Origin of the sequence: Embleya sp. NPDC005575, from assembly GCF_040605455.1 — a bacterium.
Classification (GTDB): Bacteria; Actinomycetota; Actinomycetes; order Streptomycetales; family Streptomycetaceae; genus Embleya.
This window is the reverse complement of sequence record NZ_JBEXCV010000065.1, coordinates 1-18,327: the sequence shown is the minus strand read 5'-3', so window position 1 is coordinate 18,327 and position 18,327 is coordinate 1. Positions and strand designations below refer to the sequence as shown.

The 18,327-nt window shown below is 72.4% G+C and carries 11 protein-coding genes; 8 read left to right on the top strand and 3 right to left on the bottom strand.

The window, feature by feature from the left end; genetic code table 11:
- The first annotated feature begins 91 nt into the window (after window positions 1-91).
- Both ABZS54_RS22190 and ABZS54_RS22185 read left to right on the top strand, forming a co-directional pair.
- Window positions 92-925: an ABC transporter ATP-binding protein gene (locus ABZS54_RS22190; protein ID WP_355538605.1), complete on the top strand. Its 834-nt coding sequence runs from the start codon at window positions 92-94 to the stop codon at window positions 923-925.
- Window positions 925-3,459, top strand: a complete 2,535-nt coding sequence (locus tag ABZS54_RS22185; RefSeq protein WP_355538602.1) for an ABC transporter permease — start codon at window positions 925-927, stop codon at window positions 3,457-3,459. Before ABZS54_RS22190 ends, ABZS54_RS22185 begins: the two co-directional genes overlap by 1 nt.
- A 179-nt stretch (window positions 3,460-3,638) precedes the next feature.
- On the opposite strand, the gene ABZS54_RS22180 is transcribed toward ABZS54_RS22185, so the two are convergent.
- Entirely contained in the window at window positions 3,639-4,313 is a 675-nt protein-coding gene (locus ABZS54_RS22180; protein WP_355538599.1) for a response regulator transcription factor, read from the bottom strand.
- A complete protein-coding gene (locus ABZS54_RS22175; protein ID WP_355538596.1) occupies window positions 4,310-5,695 on the bottom strand; it encodes a sensor histidine kinase in 1,386 nt (461 codons plus the stop codon). The genes ABZS54_RS22180 and ABZS54_RS22175 overlap by 4 nt, the downstream gene beginning before the upstream one ends.
- A 316-nt stretch (window positions 5,696-6,011) precedes the next feature.
- Between ABZS54_RS22175 and ABZS54_RS22170 the strand changes: the two genes are divergently transcribed.
- Genes ABZS54_RS22170 through ABZS54_RS22160 form a run of 3 tightly spaced genes read left to right on the top strand, consistent with a single transcriptional unit; the run spans window position 6,012 to window position 10,009 of the window.
- Window positions 6,012-6,686 carry a DUF2269 family protein gene (locus ABZS54_RS22170; protein ID WP_355538593.1) on the top strand — a complete coding sequence of 225 codons (675 nt, stop codon included), beginning with the start codon at window positions 6,012-6,014 and terminating at the stop codon, window positions 6,684-6,686.
- A complete protein-coding gene (locus ABZS54_RS22165; protein ID WP_355538590.1) occupies window positions 6,683-7,462 on the top strand; it encodes an ABC transporter ATP-binding protein in 780 nt (259 codons plus the stop codon). The genes ABZS54_RS22170 and ABZS54_RS22165 overlap by 4 nt, the downstream gene beginning before the upstream one ends.
- A gap of 6 nt (window positions 7,463-7,468) precedes the next feature.
- Window positions 7,469-10,009 (top strand): FtsX-like permease family protein, encoded by a 2,541-nt coding sequence (locus tag ABZS54_RS22160; RefSeq protein ID WP_355538587.1) that lies wholly within the window; start codon window positions 7,469-7,471, stop codon window positions 10,007-10,009.
- Between the two features lie 411 nt (window positions 10,010-10,420).
- On the opposite strand, the gene ABZS54_RS22155 is transcribed toward ABZS54_RS22160, so the two are convergent.
- Window positions 10,421-14,278 (bottom strand): ABC transporter ATP-binding protein, encoded by a 3,858-nt coding sequence (locus tag ABZS54_RS22155; protein WP_355538584.1) that lies wholly within the window; start codon window positions 14,276-14,278, stop codon window positions 10,421-10,423.
- 663 nt (window positions 14,279-14,941) lie between these two features.
- Between ABZS54_RS22155 and ABZS54_RS22150 the strand changes: the two genes are divergently transcribed.
- The 3 genes from ABZS54_RS22150 to ABZS54_RS22140 all read left to right on the top strand — a co-directional run bounded on the left by ABZS54_RS22150 (window position 14,942) and on the right by ABZS54_RS22140 (window position 17,425).
- The gene (locus ABZS54_RS22150) at window positions 14,942-15,145 is read left to right on the top strand and encodes a hypothetical protein (protein ID WP_355538581.1); all 204 of its coding nucleotides are present in this window, start codon (window positions 14,942-14,944) and stop codon (window positions 15,143-15,145) included.
- 361 nt (window positions 15,146-15,506) lie between these two features.
- Entirely contained in the window at window positions 15,507-16,412 is a 906-nt protein-coding gene (locus ABZS54_RS22145) for an SDR family NAD(P)-dependent oxidoreductase (RefSeq protein ID WP_355538579.1), read from the top strand.
- A complete protein-coding gene (locus ABZS54_RS22140; protein WP_355538576.1) occupies window positions 16,409-17,425 on the top strand; it encodes a TIGR03617 family F420-dependent LLM class oxidoreductase in 1,017 nt (338 codons plus the stop codon). Before ABZS54_RS22145 ends, ABZS54_RS22140 begins: the two co-directional genes overlap by 4 nt.
- Window positions 17,426-18,327 lie beyond the last annotated feature (902 nt).

The window sequence follows — 18,327 nt, the reverse complement described above, 5'->3', positions numbered from 1 at the left end:
CCGCGTGGTCGCACCCTCGTGACGCACACCACCCGATCCGTAGCGTCGAGCCTGTTGGTTTCGACAGGCGTTACGAGGCACGGGAGGCAGCATGTTCGGGCGAGGCGGTCGCGGTACACGGCAGGCGAAGAAGGATGCCGCGTACACCCCGCGGTACGCGGCGCCCGCGTCGGTCGACTGCGCGGTGCGGTTGGACGCGGTGACCAAGGCGTACGGCAAGGGCGCGTCGGCGGTGCACGCGCTGCGCGGCATCGACCTGGCCATCCCCAGGGGCACGTTCACCGCCGTGATGGGTCCGTCCGGATCCGGCAAGAGCACGTTCCTGCACTGCGCCGCGGGTCTGGACCGGCCGGACGGTGGCCGGGTGCTGCTGGGCACCGACGACCTGACCGCGATGAAGGAGAACGAGCTCACCCGGCTGCGCCGGACCCGGCTCGGCTTCGTCTTCCAGGCGTTCAACCTGCTGCCCTCGCTCACCGTCGAGAAGAACGTCCTGCTCCCGCTGCGCCTGGCGGGGGTACGCGCCGACCGCCGGCGCGCCGCCGAGGTGCTCGCGACGGTCGGCCTGGACCGGCACGCGAGCCGACGGCCCGCCCAACTGTCAGGCGGCCAGCAACAACGCGTGGCGATCGCCCGCGCCCTGGTCACCCGACCCGACGTGCTGTTCGCGGACGAGCCCACCGGGGCGCTGGACACCACCACCGCCGCCGAGGTGCTCGACCTGCTGCGCCGCGCGGTGGACGACACCGGCGCCACCATCGTCATGGTCACCCACGACCCGGTCGCCGCGTCCTACGCGGACCGGGTGGTCTTCCTGGCCGCCGGCAACCTCGCGGGTGAGCTGTACCGGCCCACCCCCGAGGCGATCGCCGCCCGGATGGTCGATCTCTCGCAGGTGGGCACCCGGCAGGAACAGGCCGCCTGATGTCTCTTCTTCGACCCAACGGTCTCGCGCGCACCTCGGTGCGCTTTCGACCCGCGTCCTTCGCGGGCTCGTTCGTGGCGCTCCTGTTCGCCGCGATGCTGGTCACGATGTGCGGCGTGTTCATGGAGAGCGGTCTGCGCGCACACGCCGCGCCCGAGCGCTACGCCGACACACCCGTGCTGGTCAGCGGCCCGGACAAGGTGAGCAAGCGGCTGGGCCACGGCGAGGGCACGTACACCGAGTCGGCGCCGCTGCCCGAGCGCTCCCGGATCGACGCCGGGCTCGCGGGCCGGATCGCCGCGGTGCCCGGGGTGCGCACGGTCATCCCCGACCTGACCTTCCCGGCGCAGACCGACCGGGCCGTCCTGGACGCCCACGGGTGGTCCTCGGCGCCGCTGGCGGGCACCCGCGGGGGCACCGTGCCCGGCGCGGGGCAGGCCGTACTGACCACGGCCGCCGCAGGCGCGACCAAGGTCGGCGACACGCTGCGGGTGGCCACGCCCGGTGGCGAGGTCGCGCTGCGGGTGAGCGGCGTGGTGCCGGGTCACGGCGCACACCTGTACGTGGCGGACGCGGAGGCGCAGCGACTGGCCGGACACCCCGGCACGGTCACCGCGATCGGGGTGCTCCCGACGGCCGGCGCGGACACCGGCAAGGTCGCCGCGGACGTGCGCACCGCGCTGGCCGGCACCGGCGCCAAGGTGTCCACCGGGGACGCCCGCGGTGTGGCCGAGCACGCCCAGTTCGGCGACACGAAGGAAATGCTCACCTCGATCGGCGGCACCCTGGGCGGCATCGTGCTCGCGGTGGCGATCTTCGTGGTCGCCGGCGCGACCGCGCTGTCGGTGAGCCAGCGTCGCCGCGACATCGCACTGCTGCGCGCCGTGGGCGCCACCCCGTGGCAGATCCGCCGGATGATCGCGACCGAGACCGGTCTGGTCTCGCTGGTCGCGGGCATCCTCGGGGCGTTGCCCGGTGCGCTGCTGGCTCGCTGGTGGTTCGACGCGATGGACGATCGCGGCCTGATCGCGCACGGCGTCACGCTGTCGGTGGGCCCGATCCCGATGCTTGTCGCGGTCGGGGCGGGCACGCTCACCGCACTGGGCGCGGGGCTGCTCGCGGCCCGGCGCAGCGCGAAGATCAGGCCCACCGAGGCACTGGGCGACGCCGCCACCGAGAAGGCCTTCGTCGGCTGGTTCCGGCTGGTGCTCGGTCTCGGCGCGCTCGGTGGTGCGATCGCGGTGACCCGGATCGCGCTGAACGCGACCGGCGACGACGCGGTCGGCGCGGCCGGCGGCGTGATCATGCTGTTCATGGTCGCGATCGGCCTGCTCGGCCCGAGCCTGGCGCACCTGTTGGTGTCGCTGCTCGGCTGGGTGGGAAGCCTGTTCGGCACCACCGGCCAACTCGCGTTCGACAACGCCCGGGCCAACTCGCGGCGCCTCGCGTCGGCGATCACCCCGATCGCGCTGTCGGTCGCCTTCGCCGCGACGCTGAGCTTCATGTTCGCCGCCGAGGACCACTACGCGAGCGTGCAGTCCAAGGACGCGGTGACCGCGGACCGGGTGCTGGCCGGGCCCGGATTCACCGCGCAGACCGCCACCGACGTCGCGGGTACTCCCGGTGTCGCGTCGGTGACCTCGGTGCTGAACACCTCGGTCGTGATCGTCCGCAGCGGCGGCCTGGAAAAGCAGAGCGCGCAGGGTATCGGCGGCACCGCGCAGGACCTGGCGAGCACGCTGGACCTGGACGTGCGCGAGGGCGGCACCGACGCCCTGCGACCCGGCGCGCCGCAACCGGCGGGCGGAGCGGTCGCGTTGGACCGGATGATCGCCTCGGCGCTGCACGGCAAGGTCGGCGGGCAGGTGTCGATGTGGCTCGGCGACGGAACCGAGATCCGGCCGACCGTGGTGGCGTTGTACGACCGCGGTCTGGGCACCGCAGCCGTGACGCTGCCGCGGGCCGCGGTCGCCGGGCACGTGCAGAGCGCGATGGATACGCGCCTGCTGGTGAAGTTCGCCGCCGGTGCGGACACCCGCGCCACCGACGCGGCGCTGACCACGCTGACCGGGCGTCACCCGGGCACGTCGGTCGCCGATCGGGCCGGGTATGCCACCCAGGTGGACAAGGACCGCGAGACCAACAAGTGGCTGAACTACGTGATGCTGGTCATCCTCGCCGGCTTCGCGACGATCGCCGCGATCAACACGATGGCGGTCACCACCGCGGCCCGCACGCGGGAGTTGGGCCTGATGCGGATGATCGGCAGCACCAACGGTCAGGTCCGGGCGGTGATCCGCCGCGAGGCGATCATGGTGGGCGTGATCGGTCTGGGTCTGGGTCTGTCGGTGGCCCTGGCCACGCTGGTCCCGGTCAACAAGGGCTCGTACGGCACCACCGTCCCGTATGTGCCGCTGCCGCTCTGCCTGGCGATCAGCGCGGCGGCGCTGCTCCTGGCACCACTGACGGTGGCCCCGGTGGCCCGCCGGTTGTTGCGGCTGGCTCCGATCGACGCGGTCGGGGCCAAGGAGTAGGGCGCGTGCCGGCCGGCCGGTAGCCGCAGCCGCCGCACCACGAGCGCCGGATGGACCGATCGCGGTCCGTCCGGCGCCTCGTGCGCTCGCGACCGTGACCCGTCCGGCGGTGCCGGGCGGTGCGGCCGCGCCAAGGTTCCTCGCACAGGGCCTGGGTGGGGCCGGGGTGCTTCGGTTGCTCAAGGGGGCGTGCGGCCCGGCGTGACCAAACCGGTTTCGTAGGCGAAGACCACCAGTTGGGCCCGGTCGCGCACGGACAGCTTGATCATCGCCCGGCTTACGTGGGTCTTCGCGGTGAGCGGACTGAGCACCAGGTGTCGGGCGATCTCGTCGTTGGAGAGCCCACGACCGACCAGCCCGACGATTTCCCGCTCGCGTTCGGTGAGCAGGGCCAGTTCGGCGGACGGCGGGGCGGTGGGACGCGAGGCGCCGGCCGCGTACTCCTCGATCAGCCGGCGGGTCACATTCGGCGACAACAACGCGTCACCCGCCGCGACCACCCGCACACCGCGCAGGAGTTCGGCCGGTTCGGTGTCCTTGACCAGGAAGCCGCTCGCACCGTTGCGCAGCGCCTCGAAGACGTACTCGTCGAGGTCGAACGTGGTCAGGATGACCACGCGCACGTCGCTCAGCGCCGGGTCCGCCGCGATCACCCGGGCCGCCTCCAGGCCGTCCATGCCCGGCATCCGGATGTCCATCAGCACGACGTCGGGGCGCAGTTCGCCGGTGAGCCGGATCGCCTCGGCGCCCTCGCCCGCCTCGCCCACGACCTCCATGTCCGGCTGCGCGGACAGCAGGGCCCGAAAGCCCGCGCGCACCAGGGCCTGGTCGTCGGCCAGCACCAACCTGATCATGCGTCTCCCTCGATGGGCTGCGTCGGACCGCCGGCGGTCGCCGCCGACTCGGTCGGCGCACGTCTGCCGCCATCATGCCCGTCGACGCGCTCACCGTAGGGCAGGTGGGCCTGGACGTGAAAGCCGCGCCCGGGCACCGGCCCCGCGACACAGCGGCCACCGAGCGCGGCGGCCCGCCGGCGCATGCCGTGCAGTCCGTTGCCGCCGGAGGTCAGCGCGTCGGCGGGGGCCGGTCTCGGCTCGGGCCCGGTGCCTCGGCCGTTGTCGCGGATCGACAACTCCAAACCGGTCTCGCCGTAGGTCACCCCGACCACGGCCTCGCTCGCCGCGGCGTGCCGCAGGGTGTTGGTCAGCGCCTCCTGCACGATCCGAAAGCCCGCCAGGTCCACCGCCGAGGTCAGCGGGCGGGCGGTGCCGGCGCGCTCGACCCGCACGGTCAGGCCACCGGCCGAGGTGCGCGCGACCAGGTCGTCGAGCCGATCCAGACCCGCGGTGGGCGTACGCGGGGCGCCGTCCGGACCCGAACGGTCGACCGAGTCGCCCTTGAGGATGTCCAGCACCGAGCGCAACTCGCGCAGCGCCTCCCGACTCGCGTACTTGACCGCGGTCAGCGCCTCGCGGGCCTGCTCCGGCGACGAGTCCATCAACTCCAGGCCCACCGAGGCCTGCACGTTCATCAGCGAGATGTGGTGTGCGAGCACGTCGTGCAACTCGCGGGCGATCCGCAGCCGTTCGTCACCCGCTCGGCGGCGCTCGGCCTCGGCCAGGCCGAGCGACTGCACCCGGGCCCGCTGCGCCTCGGCGGCGTTGAACGCGCGGCGCAGCCGGACCACCTCGCCGATGCCCGCGAGCACCAGCAGCCACGCGGCGGTGCCCAACGCCGGAACGAGGTCGGGCGTCGGTTCGGAAGTCACCAGCGGCGAGATCCAGACGAAGCCGGTGTAGCCCAGCACCAGGACCACATACGCCAACAGGCGCAGGCCGGCGGCGAACGCGCCCCACAGCGCGATGATCATCGCGAAGAAGATCGGGCCGCGCGGATAGTCGAGCATCGTGTAGACCAGCGCCGAGCCGACCGCGACCAGGAGCACGCCCGCGCGGTACCGGCGGCGCACGATCAGCGCCAACGGGCCGGCGACGATCAGCAGCACACCCCACACGTCCGGGTCCCGGGTGGCGTCCGGCCGGCGGTGGGCCGCGAAGAGCATCAAGCCCAGTTGCACCACGCAGACCAGCACCCCGAGCGCGATGTCGCGCACGACGGGCGGCACCGGGCCGAGGGTGTGCGCGAGCCAGTGCGCGCCGGGGCGGGAAACCCGCGACCACGGTGGTTTGGGCCGCGAGCCCCAGCGCCGGGGTGGGGGATTCGAGGGGCACGTCATGTGATCAACGGTAGGGGGCGTGCAGGGCCGTGCGCGTCGGCTGGACGTGGGCTTGTCGGATGCTCCCAGAGGAGCAGGCGGGGCCCTGTGGACTGCTCCGCTGGGAGCAGGAACGCGCTGGTCGACGGCCCCTTCGACCTGCCGGGGCAGCAGGTCCGGTGCATCCCCGGGCGGGACGCCGGCCGGGCCGCGAATCGGAAGAGTTGATCCCGTCGACGAGGCCCCGGAACGAAGCCGATTCCGCATCTCGCCGACGCGGCTCGGGACCACGCCCCGACCCCGCGCCCTCGTCCGCCATTGCTTCCTGGAGGTCACCGTGAACGCGTCCCCGACGACCGGGAAACGGCGCTATTCGAGGTCGGTCCGCAGGGCGGTCAACTCCGGACACGTCGTGTTCGCGGTCGGCCTGCTGGGCGTCGAGTGGGTCATGCTGCTGATCGCCGTCGTGGCCCGCTCGACCGACGACCCCGCGCTGCGCCACGGCGCCTATCAACTCATGCGGATATTCGCGCCGGCGGGCGGCATCCCGTTCGCCGTGCTGTCCCTGATCACCGGCGTGCTGCTGTGCCTGCGGACGCCGTGGGGGCTGTGGCAGCACCTCTGGATCAAGATCAAGATCGTGCTGCTGATCGCGGTGATCGTGGCCGGCGCCGGTGTGGTCAGCCAGTTCGCACATCGGATGATCGCCGCCTCCGCTTCCGGAGGGAACGCGGACGCGCTGCCGCCACTACAGACCTGGCACCTGGTCGTGGTGATCTTCCAGCTGCTCGCGCTGATCGCCTCGACGGCGCTGTCCGTCTTCAAGCCCTCGGGCGGCCGCGGCCGCCCCCGGTCGAACCGCCGCACCGACGCCACGCCGAGCGGTCGGCGCGCCTTGGCCGGCACCGGCGGCGAGGCCGATCCGGCCGGCGCCGCGCGCGAGCCCGCCGGTGCGGGCCGACCCGCCCCTCTTCGTTCGTCCCGTCCCCTCTCCCGAGAAGGATCGTCATGACCACCACCATCGACCCCACGAACCCCCACGCGGCACGGGCCGAACACGTCTCGCGGGTGCACGGCGAAGGGGACACCGTGGTGCGCGCCCTGGACGACGTCACCATCGGCTTCCCGCGCGGCAGGTTCACCGCCGTGATGGGCCCCTCGGGATCCGGCAAGTCCACGCTGCTGCACTGCCTGGCCGGCCTCGACGACATCACCGACGGCGCGATCTTTCTCGGCGACACCGAGTTGGGCTCGCTCACCGACCGGCAGCTCACCCGGCTGCGCCGGGACCGGATCGGATTCGTCTTCCAGGCGTTAAACCTGCTGCCCACGATGACCGCGCTGGAGAACATCGTGCTGCCCGCGTCGCTCGCGGGCCGCAAGTCGGACCCGGCCTGGCTGGACCGGGTGGTCGCGGCGGTCGGGTTGGAGCAGCGGCTGCACCACCGGCCCGGCGAGCTCTCCGGCGGGCAGCAGCAGCGGGTCGCGGTGGCCCGGGCACTGGTCGGCCGGCCGGAGATCGTGATGGCCGACGAGCCGACCGGCAACCTCGACACGCGCTCCGGCGCCGAGGTGCTCGCGCTGCTGCGCGACGCCGTGAACGAACTCGAACAGACCGTGCTGATGGTTACCCACGACCCGGTCGCCGCGGGCTACGCGGACAGCGTGGTGTTCCTGGCCGACGGTCGGATAGCCGACCACATGCAGGCGCCGACACCGGACCGGGTGCTGGACCGGATGAAGGCATTCGACCACGTCGCCGCAGCTGCCGGCGCCCAAGGGGAGTGACATCCGATGCTGATTCGACTCTCGCTCGCCAACCTGTGGGCCCGCAAACGCCGGCTCGTGGGACTCGCACTCGCCGTGCTGCTGGGCACGGCCTTCCTCTCCGGCGCGCTGGTGCTGGCCGACACGATGAACTCCTCCATCGGCGGGCTGATCCGCGACAGCGGCGCCGGTACCGACGTCGTGGTGCGCAACTCCACCTCGGTCACCGACCAACCCGGCACCCAGCGCGGCGCGATCGACGCCGCGCTGGTGGACCGAGTCCGTACGGTGCCCGGTGTCGCGGGCGCCGAACCGGTGATCCAGGGCTACGGCCAGGTGGTCGGCAAGGACGGCAAGGCGCTGACCGGGAACGGCCCACGGACTGCCGGCAAGTGGATATCGGACCCGGCCCTGACGCCGTACCGGCTGGCCACCGGCCGCACGCCGACGGCGCCCGACGAGGTGGTGATCGACCGGGGCACCGCCAAACAGGGGCACCTGAGGCCCGGCGACCGGGTTACGGTCCTCACCCCCGGGCCGGTGCCGGTGACCATCGTGGGCGTGGCCACCTTCGGTGACCTGGACGCCTTCGGCGGCGGCTCCTACACCGCCTTCGACCTCGACGGCGCGCGCCGGCACGTGCTGCGCGACCCCGGCAAGGTGGGCACGATCGCGGTCCGGGCCGTGCCCGGCACCGACCAGAAGGACCTGGCCGTGCGAATCCAGCGGGCCCTGCCGGCCGACGTCCAGGCGGTGCCCGGCAGCGTGGCCACCGGCGAGGCGGTGTCCGCCGTGGAGGACGGCTTCCTGCGCATCTTCCGCACCTTCCTGACCGTCTTCGCCGCGATCGCGCTGGTCGTCGCGGCCTTCTCGATCAACCACACGTTCTCCGTGGTGGCCACACAGCGCACCCGCGAGGTCGCGCTGATGCGGGCGCTGGGCGCGAGCCGGAGCCAGGCGCTGCGGCAGGCGCTGATCGAGGCCCTGGTGATCGGTGTGGTGGCCTCCGCACTCGGCCTCGTGGCCGGGCTCGGTCTGGCCGCCGGCCTCAAGGAGCTCTTCGCCGGACTGGGCTTCGAACTGCCCGCCCGGGGACTGACGTTCAAGGCGTCAACCGCGCTCACGGTGCTGCCCGTCGGCATCCTGGTGACCGCGTTCGCCGCCCTGGTGCCGGCCGTGCGTGGCTCGCGGGTGGCACCGGTGACGGCGCTGCGCGGGGCGGGCGCGGAGCGCACCGAGCTGCCGCGCCGGCGGCTGATCGCGGGCCTGGTGCTGCTTGCGGCCGGCCTCGCCGCGGGCATCGCCGGCGGCGGCCTGGTGGGCCTGGCGATCGCCGCCCCGGCCCTGCTCGCGGGTGTGCTGCTGGTCGCCCCGGCGGGCATCCGGGCGGCCGGCGGACCGCTCACCGCGCCGTTGCCGCGACTGCGGGGCGCGCCCGGCGCGTTGGCCCGCGGCAACCTGCTGCGCAGTCCGCGCCGGACGGCCGGTGCGGCGACCGCGATGCTGCTCGGGATCGCCATCGTCACACTGTTCGCCGTGTTCGCGGCCTCGCTCAAGGAGGGTGCCGGCGACCAGACCCGGAAGGTGATCGCGGGACAGCTGGTGATCGGCGGATCCTCGCCCGGTGGCTGGGCCGGTGGCGGCCACAGTCCCGAACTCACACGCAAAGCGTCCGAGTTGCCTGGCGTGGTCGCGGCGACCGGGATCCGCAACGCGGGCGCGCTCGTGGACGGGCACAGTCGGCAGCTGCCGGCAGTGGACTCGGCCCGGCTGGACCGGCTGTTCGATCTCGACGTGAAGCAGGGGCGGGTGACCGGGCTCGGCACGAACGGCATGGCGGTGTCCGCGGACACCGCGAAGGACCGGGGTTGGCGGCTCGGTTCGACCGCCGAGGTCACTTTCCCGGACGGCGTAAGGCAGTCGTTCACGGTCACCGGGCTCTACGACCGCACGGCCGTGGTCGGCGACTACCTCATCGATCGCATCGCGTGGGAGTCGCACGCGGACGCGGCCCTGGACGCGGCGACGGTGCTGCGGTTGGCGCCGGGCACCTCGACGGACACGGTCGAGGCCGAGGTCGAGCGGCTGGCCAAGGACTACGGCGCGCCGCCGGTACGCGACCGGGAAGGGTTCGTGCAGGCGCGGGCCGCGATGTTGCAGACGCTGGTGGCGGTGGTCTACGTGCTGCTCGCGCTCGCTTTGGTGATCGCGCTGGGTGGGATCGCCAACACGCTGTCCCTGGCGGCCTACGAACGCACCCGCGAACTGGGCCTGTTGCGGGCGATCGGCGCGGCGCGATCCCAGGTGCGGTCGGCGTTGCGCTGGGAATCGACGCTGGTCGCGGTGATCGGGGCGGCGAGCGGGCTCGTGGTGGGCCTGTTCCTGGGCTGGGTGGCGATCCGTGCGATCGGCGGCGCGAACACGGGGGCGGCGCTGCCGTTCTCGGTGCCCACGGTGCAACTGGCGGTGCTGGTGGGGGTGGGCGCGCTCGGTGGCCTGGCGGCCGGGGCGAGGCCCGCTGCGCGGGCCGCCCGGTTGCCGGTCCTGCGCTCGATCGCGACCGAGTAGGTAAGCCGTCCTCCTCAAACGCACTCGCGCTTGCGCCTGTGGTGCGGGGAGGTTGGTGTGGCCTCAAACGCCGGCCGGGCTGGAGGATTCGGTCCGGTCGGCGTTCGCGTTTGTGCCTGTGGTGGGTCGAGGGGCAGCGTCGTCCTCAAGCGCCGGACGGGCTGAGCCCGGCTTTCGGCCGAGGTGGGCTCAAATGCCGGGCGGGCTGAGGGTTTTGGTTCGGTTCGGGGGTTGGGTTTGTGTCTGTGGTGGGTCGAGGGGCAGCGTCGTCCTCAAGCGCCGGGCGGGCTGAGCCCGGCTTTCGGCCGAGGTGGGCTCAGGGCGGGCTGGAGGTTTTGGTCCGGTTGGCGGTTGCGGTTGTCTCCGGGGTGTGGGTGATCGAGACCACCTCGGCCGGAGGCCCCGGCTGTGTTATGCCGCGTGTTCCTTCGTGCCGGTGAAGGCTGCCCAGAGGGAGGCGTAGGGGCCTGCCTGGGTGAGGAGTTGGGTGTGGGTGCCGAGTTCGACGAGTCGGCCTCGGTCGATGACGGCGATGCGGTCGGCGCGTGCGGCGGTGGTCAGGCGGTGGGCGACGACCAGGGTGGTGCGGCGGCCGGTGAGTGCCTCGGTCGCGCGGGTGACCGCGGCCTCGGTGGCCAGGTCGAGCGCGGCGGTGGCCTCGTCGAGCAGGAGGATGTCCGGGTCGACCAGGTAGGCGCGGGCGAGTGCGATCAGTTGGCGCTGGCCCGCCGACAGGTTGCGCCCACGCTCGCCGACGTCGTGCAGGTAGCCCCCGTTCAGCTCGGCGATCGCGGCGTGCGCGCCGACCGCACGGGCCGCCGCCTCGACCTCGGCGTCGGTGGCCTCGGAGCGGCCGTACGCGATCGCGTCCCGCACGCTGCCCGGAGCCAGGTACGCCTCCTGCGGGACGATGCCGAGCCGGTGCCGGTAGGCCGAGAGGTCGTAGTCGCGCACGTCCACCCCGTCCACCAGCACCGCGCCGGCGGTCACGTCGTAGAACCGGGCCACCAGCTTGACCAGTGTGGACTTGCCCGCCCCGGTCTCTCCCACCAGCGCGACCGTCTCGCCCGGCTCGATGTACAGCGAGATGCCGGACAACACCTCGGGCGAACTTGTCGCCGTGCCGCCGTCGCCCGACTCGGCGGCGGCGACGACGGCCGGGGTGGCAACGGGGACGGCGGCGACGTCCTCGTCCACGAACGCGGGTTCGTTGTACGCGAACCGCACGTTCTCGAAGGTGATCGCCCCCTTGAGCCCGCTCGCCGGCACCGGTACCGGCACGGCAGCAGGCGGCGTCGTGGTGGGCGTGCGCAGCAGGTCGCGGATCCGGCGCAGCCCCACCGCCGCCTGCTGGTAGCCGTCGAAGACCTGCGAGAGCTGCTGGATCGGCGAGAAGAACATGTCGATGTAGAGCAGGTAGGCGATCAACGCACCCGCCGACAGCGTCCCGCCGCCGACCCGATGCGCGCCGACGATCAACGCGAGGCCCGCCGCGACATTGGACAGGAACTGCCCGAACGGGAAGTAGAGCGCGATGTAGCGCTGCGCCCGCAGCCGCGATGCGCGGTAGTCGTCGCTGCGTTCGGCGAACCGCTCCGAGTTGCGGCCCTCGCGGCGAAACGCCTGCGACACCCGCAACCCCGCGACGTTCTCCTGGAGGTCCGCGTTGACCACGCTGACCTTCTCGCGCGCCTCCGTGTAGGCCTTGGACGACTTGGACCGGAACACCACGGTGGCCGCGATCAGGATCGGCAGCACACTCATCACGATCAGCCCGAGCTCCCAGTCGAGCACGAGCAGCGCGATCATGATCCCGAAGAAGGTCAACACGCTGACCACCGCGCTGATCAACCCGGTCTGCAAGAACGTGGACAGCGCGTCCACGTCGGTGGTCATCCGGGTCATGATCCGCCCGGACAACTCGCGTTCGTAATAGTCCAGGCCCAGCCGTTGCAGATGCGCGAAGGTCTTCACCCGCAGCGTGTAGAGCAACCGCTCGCCGGTGCGGCCCGCGATCAGCGCCTGGGCGACGTTGACGAACCAGTCGGCCGCCACGATCACCACGGCGATCAGCGACACGGTCATGATCGCGCCGGTCGCCCCGTCGTCGATGCCCCGGTCGATCCCGTCCCGGATCAGCGCCGGCAGCGCGAGTTGCGCGCCGGTGTCCAGGATCACCAGGACGAAGGCGAGCGACAGCGCCCACCGGAACGGCCGCAGCAGCGAGCGCAGATCGAACGCCGAGTCGGAGCGACGCGCCTGCGCGTCGTCCACGTCGGGCCGATCCGTCGCGGGCGGAAGCTTGTCCACCTGGGCGAGCAACTCCGGCGTCGCCTGAAGCATCGCCGCCCAACCGCGCGGGCCGCCGCCCGTCCCGGTTGGGGCGATCGCGCTCGGCGCGGCCACGGGCACCTGGTCGGTCGACGCCGAGCGGTCCCACAGCGCGGGCGTCACCCCGCTCGCGGCGAGCGGCGCGACCGGCTCGGCGAGCGCGAGCGGCTCGTGCGCGTCCACACCCTCCGCGTCCTCGCCCGGCCCGGACAGCAGCAGCCGATACAGCGGGCAGCGCGCGCTCAGTTCGTCGTGGCTGCCCACGTCCACCAGCCGGCCCCGATCCAGCACCGCGATCCGGTCGGCCAGTTGCAGCGTCGAGCGGCGGTGCGCGACCAGGATCGTGGTGCGCCCGGCCATCACGCGGTGCAGCGTGGCGTGGATCTCCGCCTCGACCTTGGGGTCCACCGCCGAGGTCGCGTCGTCCAGCAGCAGGATCCGCGGATCGGTGAGCAACGCCCGGGCGAGCGCCACCCGCTGCCGTTGCCCGCCGGACAGGGTCAGCCCCTGCTCGCCGACCACCGTGTCGTAGCCGGCGGGCAGTTCGCGGATGAACACGTCGGCCTCGGCCGCCCGCGCCGCCGCGAGCACCTGCTCCTCGGTCGCGTCCGGCCGGCCGTACGCGATGTTGGCCCGCACGGTGTCCGAGAACAGGAAGCTGTCCTCCATCACCAGCCCGATCGCGGAGCGCAGCGAGTCGAAGGTCAGATCCCGCACGTCGCGCCCGTCCACCAGGATCGCGCCGGACTGCACGTCGTAGAACCGGGGCAGCAGCATCGACACGGTGGACTTGCCCGATCCGGAGGTGCCCACCAGGGCCAGCGTCTCGCCCGGCTCCACCCGCAGCGACAACCCGTCGAGCACCGGCCGCGAGGCGACGTAGCCGAACCGCACGTCGGTCAACTCGACCGAGGCGGCGACCACCGGCAGCACCTCGGCGTCCGGCTTCTCGGTCACGATCGGCTGGGAGTCGATCACCTCGAAGATGCGCTCGACGCTGGCCCTGGCCTGCTGGCCGAACGTCAACAGGCCGGAGAGCATCCGCACCGGCCCGACCAACTGGCCCAGATAGGTGGAGAAGGCCAAGAATGTGCCCAGGGTGATCTCGCCCCGGACCGCCAACCAGCCGCCGAGCGCGAGCACGCCGACCTGGCCGAGCGCGGGGATCGCCGCGAGCGTGGGCGTGTACCGACTGTTCAACCTGACCGAGCGCACCCGGGAGGCGAACAGCCTGCGGCCGGCCGTCTCCAGCCGGTGCAGTTCCTGCTCCTCCTGCCCGAAGCCCTTGACCACCCGGACCCCGGTCACCGCGCTCTCCACGACGCCGGCCAGCGCGGCGGCGTCCTGCTGAGCCTGCCACGTGGCGGGGAACAGCCGCTTCCGGGACAGGTAGGCCACCGCGAACAACCCCGGCCCCACCGCCAGCGACACCAGCGTGAGCAGCGGCGACAGCCAGAACATCACGCCGAGCGAGATGACGAAGAGCAGCACGTTGCCCGTCATCATCGGGATCATCGACATGAAGCCCTGGACCATCGTCACGTCGGAGATCCCCCGGCTGACGATCTGCCCGGTCTGCAATTCGTCCTGCCGCGCGCCGTCCAGCCGGGACAGCGCGCCGAAGATACGGGTACGCAGGTCGTACTGCACGTCCAGGGACAACTTGCCGCCGACGTAGCGCCGCGTGTACGTACAGCCGAAGACCACCACGGCCGCGCCCAGCAGCAGCACCGACAGCGGCAGCAGCCCGCCCAACTCGCCGGCGACCGCGTCGTCGACCACCCTGCGCTGCACCAGCGGGACCAGCGCGGTGACGGCCATACCCAGCAGGGACGCGCCGAACGCGATCAGCACGCTGCTTTGGTACCGCCACGAGGCGGCCATCAGGCGGCGCAGCCAGCCGTGTTCGGGGCGGCCTGGCGCGGGTCCGGTTGTCATGGACAACCATTCTAATTGTCAACCGAGAAAATGATGTTCGGACGACCCGATCACACCCTGGACCGCGCACGGCGCGCGGGCCATCGTGGGCCGCGATCCGCTGTCCGACCGGAACCACCCACCAGACGCGCGGACCCGACCGCCGGTGGATCGCCCGAAACCGCCCCGACCGCCGGCAACCCGCACAGGAGCCTCCCGTCGACGTCTGCGGCTCGCGCTGCGGTCCGCCGCACGGGCTGATTCCGGCGGGTGACCACGGTGCCGGCGTTTTCGACGGCCCGAGGGTCATCACCGACGGTTCGGCTTGATCCATGTCGACTTCCCGACCGGAATTCGCACGCCGCGAGCGTCCCGTCATTGGCTGCGTGATCGAATCGGTGCCGGGCGGCCCGAATAACGCTCGGCACAGGACATGGACACGTGCGGGAGCGCGCAGGCGCATAATCCTCACCCTTCCGAGTGAAATTGCGTGTCCTGGGCCCTGGGCCAACCGATGACGTCACCCGGGAGGGCGAACGGCGTCTTTTTCTTTGCCGACAAAACCCTAGAGTTGCCGCGCCGCCATGAAATCCCCGGGCGGCGCGGCGGAGTCGTGCCCGGAATTCCGGAGTGCGGCGGGACGCCGATTCGTTTCCCCCGACGTCCCCGGTGAAGGGCAATTCCATGGTCAAGCACGGATTCCGCAAGGCGGCCGTGATCGTCACGGCGGTCATTTTCGGGTCGATGGCCTCGCTGTACATTCCTGCGGCACGCGCCGCGCAGACGCCCCGCGAGCCGCTGATGCCGGACAGCTTCCTGCCGGCCCAACTGTTGCTGCCCTTCCAGAGCGCGGTCTTCAACACCGACGGCACGGTCGTGTTCGGCTGACCGCGCACCGCCCACCGCGGACCACCGGCGCCGGCGGCGGCCCCGGAGTCGAGGGGCGAGGAACGGTGCGTCGTCCCCTCGGCCTCGGCCTCGTCCCCTCGACCCGGGATCGCCCGCGGCCCGGGATCACCCCCGGCACTCGGTCACGTCGGGCGCTCGGTCACGTCGGGCGGTCGGCTACTTCAGCCGACCGGCGATCGCCTTGAGGCCCTCGGCGGCGTACTTCTCGTCCAAGTCGCCACCGGGAGCGCCGGCCGAGGCCGTGCACGTCGTCATTCCCGGGGCGTGACCGCCCTCACGGCCTTGCAAACCCGCCACATAGTGCTCAACACAGTCAAGCATCTACTCGGCGGAGTGTGCCATGCCATTCGGACCCGACACCACCACCGACGAGGTCCTGGCGGGCCTCGATCCGACAGGCCGCACCATCGTGATCACCGGCGGCACCTCCGGCCTGGGCCGGGAGAGCGCGCGGGCGCTCGCGGCGGCCGGCGCGCACGTGGTGCTGACCGCACGCGACGCGGACAAGGGTCGGGCGGCGGTCGCGGACCTGCCCGAGAAGGTGGAGTACGCCGTCCTGGACCTCACCTCGCTCGCCTCGATCCGCGCCGCCGCCGCCGAACTGCGCGAGCGATTCCCGAGGTTGGATGTACTCGTCAACAACGCGGGAGTGATGGCGACTCCGTTCGCCCGCACCGCGGACGGCTTCGAGCTGCAATTCGGCACCAACCATGTGGGCCACTTCCTGTGGACCAACCTGCTGGTGCCCACCCTCGTTCCGGGCGCGCGAGTGGTCAACCTCAGCTCCGCCGGTCACGTCGCGTCCGGGATCCGCTGGGCCGACCCCAACTACGAGAGCGCGCCCGAGGATTACCACCCCTGGCAGGCGTACGGCGCGTCCAAGACCGCGAACCTCCTGTTCACCGTCGAACTGGATCGCCGGCTGCGCGGGCGCGGCGTACGGTCCCTCGCGGTGCACCCGGGCATGGTGGCGACCAACCTCGGTCGGCATATGACCCGCGACGCCGGGCGCGATCTGCAGAGGAAGGTCACCGCCGCGAACATGCCGCCGATCAAGCAGGTGGCAAGCGGCGCGGCGACCCAGGTCTGGGCGGCGGTCGGGAGCGAACTCGCGGACGTGGGCGGCGTCTACCTCGCGGACTGCGCGATCACCACCGAGCACGCGCCGTGGGCGCTGGACGAGGCGGACGCCGCCCGGTTGTGGACGCTGTCCGAGGGCCTGGTCGGCGAAGACTTCGCCTGGTGAGGGTCTACACCGGGATGGATCCGCGGCTGCCGCTGCGCGAGGTGGCGGCGCACGCGCGCCGGGCCGAGGCGGCCGGCTTCGACGGGTTGCACGTGGCCGAGACGGTGCACGACGCGTTCGCGGTCGCGTTGCTCGCACTCGAGCACACCGAGCGGATCGTGGTGCGCACGTCGGTCGCGCTGGCCTTCGTGCGCTCGCCGCTGCTGACCGCGTACGCCGCGTGGGACCTGGCCCGGTTCTCCGGCGGCCGGTTCCAACTCGGCCTGGGCAGTCAGGTCCGGCAGAACATCGAGGACCGGTACGGGATGCCGTGGTCGCCGCCGGTGGCCCGGATGCGCGACTACGTGGGCGCGGTGCGGGCCGCCTTCGAGGCGTTCCGGACCGGCGAACCACCCGCGCACGAGGGACCGCATCACCGACTCACCCGGATGCAGCCGTACTTCAACCCCGGCCCGGATCCGGACACCACCGCCCCGCGCATCCTGCTGGGTGGGGTCGGCCGGGCGATGTGCGCGCTCGCCGGCGAAATCGCGGACGGCCTGGTCACCCATCCCACCAACTCCGGCCCGCGCTGGCTGGATACCGTGGCCCGCCCCGCCGTGGCCGAGGGCCTGGCCCGTGCGGCGGTCCCGCGTGCGTTCGAACTCGTCGCCGGCACGCAACTGATCGCGGGCCCGGACCGGACCGTGTTGCACGCGGAACGCGAGCGGCAGCGGCGGCTGTTCGCGTTCCTGTACTCGACGCCCGCGTATCGCGGCACGCTCGACCTGTACGGGTGGGGCGAACTCCAGGACCGGTTGCAGCTGATGATCCGCCGGGACGACTGGTCCGAGTTGGCCCGACACGTCACCGACGAGGTGCTCGACACGCTCGTGCCGATGGGGCTCTACGAGGAGTTGCCCGCGTTGATCCGAGCACGCTGGGGCGGCCTGGCGGATGCGGTCACCGTGCCGCTGCCCGCCGATCCGGCGCAGGACGCGCGGATTCGGGAGGTGCTGCTCGCGCTGCGCTGAACCGGGCGCGCCGAGCCGTCGATCGGACCTGGCAGTGGGGCGACGGGCCCGCGAGCGGGGGGAATGCCCGCGGGCCCGTCTTCCTCGGCGGCGCACTGGGGGGAGGTGCACGCCGCCGGCCGCCCCGCCGGTACCGTCCCGGGCCCGGCGGGAGCCTGAGGCCACGATGCCGCGTCGGTACCCCTTCGCGCCGGGGGATCGCCATATCCGATCCCCCCGGGTCGTCGAATACAGTCCACCTCCTGGGGATTGGCTCTTTGTGGGCAGGCCAGTCGGGCGAAGAATGGAAACTGGCCTGGTCGTCGTGCAGGCCGATTCCACCGTGCCACCGGGAGTGTGTCGTGAACGCGTGTGTCGCCTGGTCCCTGGTCCTGTTCGTCGTGGGAACCGCCCTGCTCGGCCCCCGATTCGGCGCCGACACGCGCGACGGCGCGGATTGGTCCGCAACCCGGGAGCGGACCCGGACGCCGGCCGTCGACTCGCCCGACCCGCCGCCGACCGGCGGACCGGCGCCGATGCGGACCGCGGCGCCGCCGGCGATATCTGACGGATGGTCAGCTTTGCCGGGTCGCGCCCGTACGGGCGGCCCGGACCAGCGAATTCCATCGAGTGATCTTCTCGTCGGGGGCACTCCCGGTCGCTCCCTGTGAGCGCTAACATCCGCGCTGAGGAGCTGCCGGAAAAGCCGTGCGCGCGGAATCCGCCGAACCCGTGATTCGGGGACCGCGGTGGGCCGTCCGGTGCCGTCCGGTATCGACAGCCGCAGCCCACCCGGGGGTCCATCTCCATGCACAGCGCCATCCGCCGTCGTATCCGCCCCGGAGCAATCGGTGCGGGGTTGCTCGCGACGCTGTGCGCACTCGCCGCGTTCGCGCCGGCGGCGGTCGCCGGCGCCGACCGGC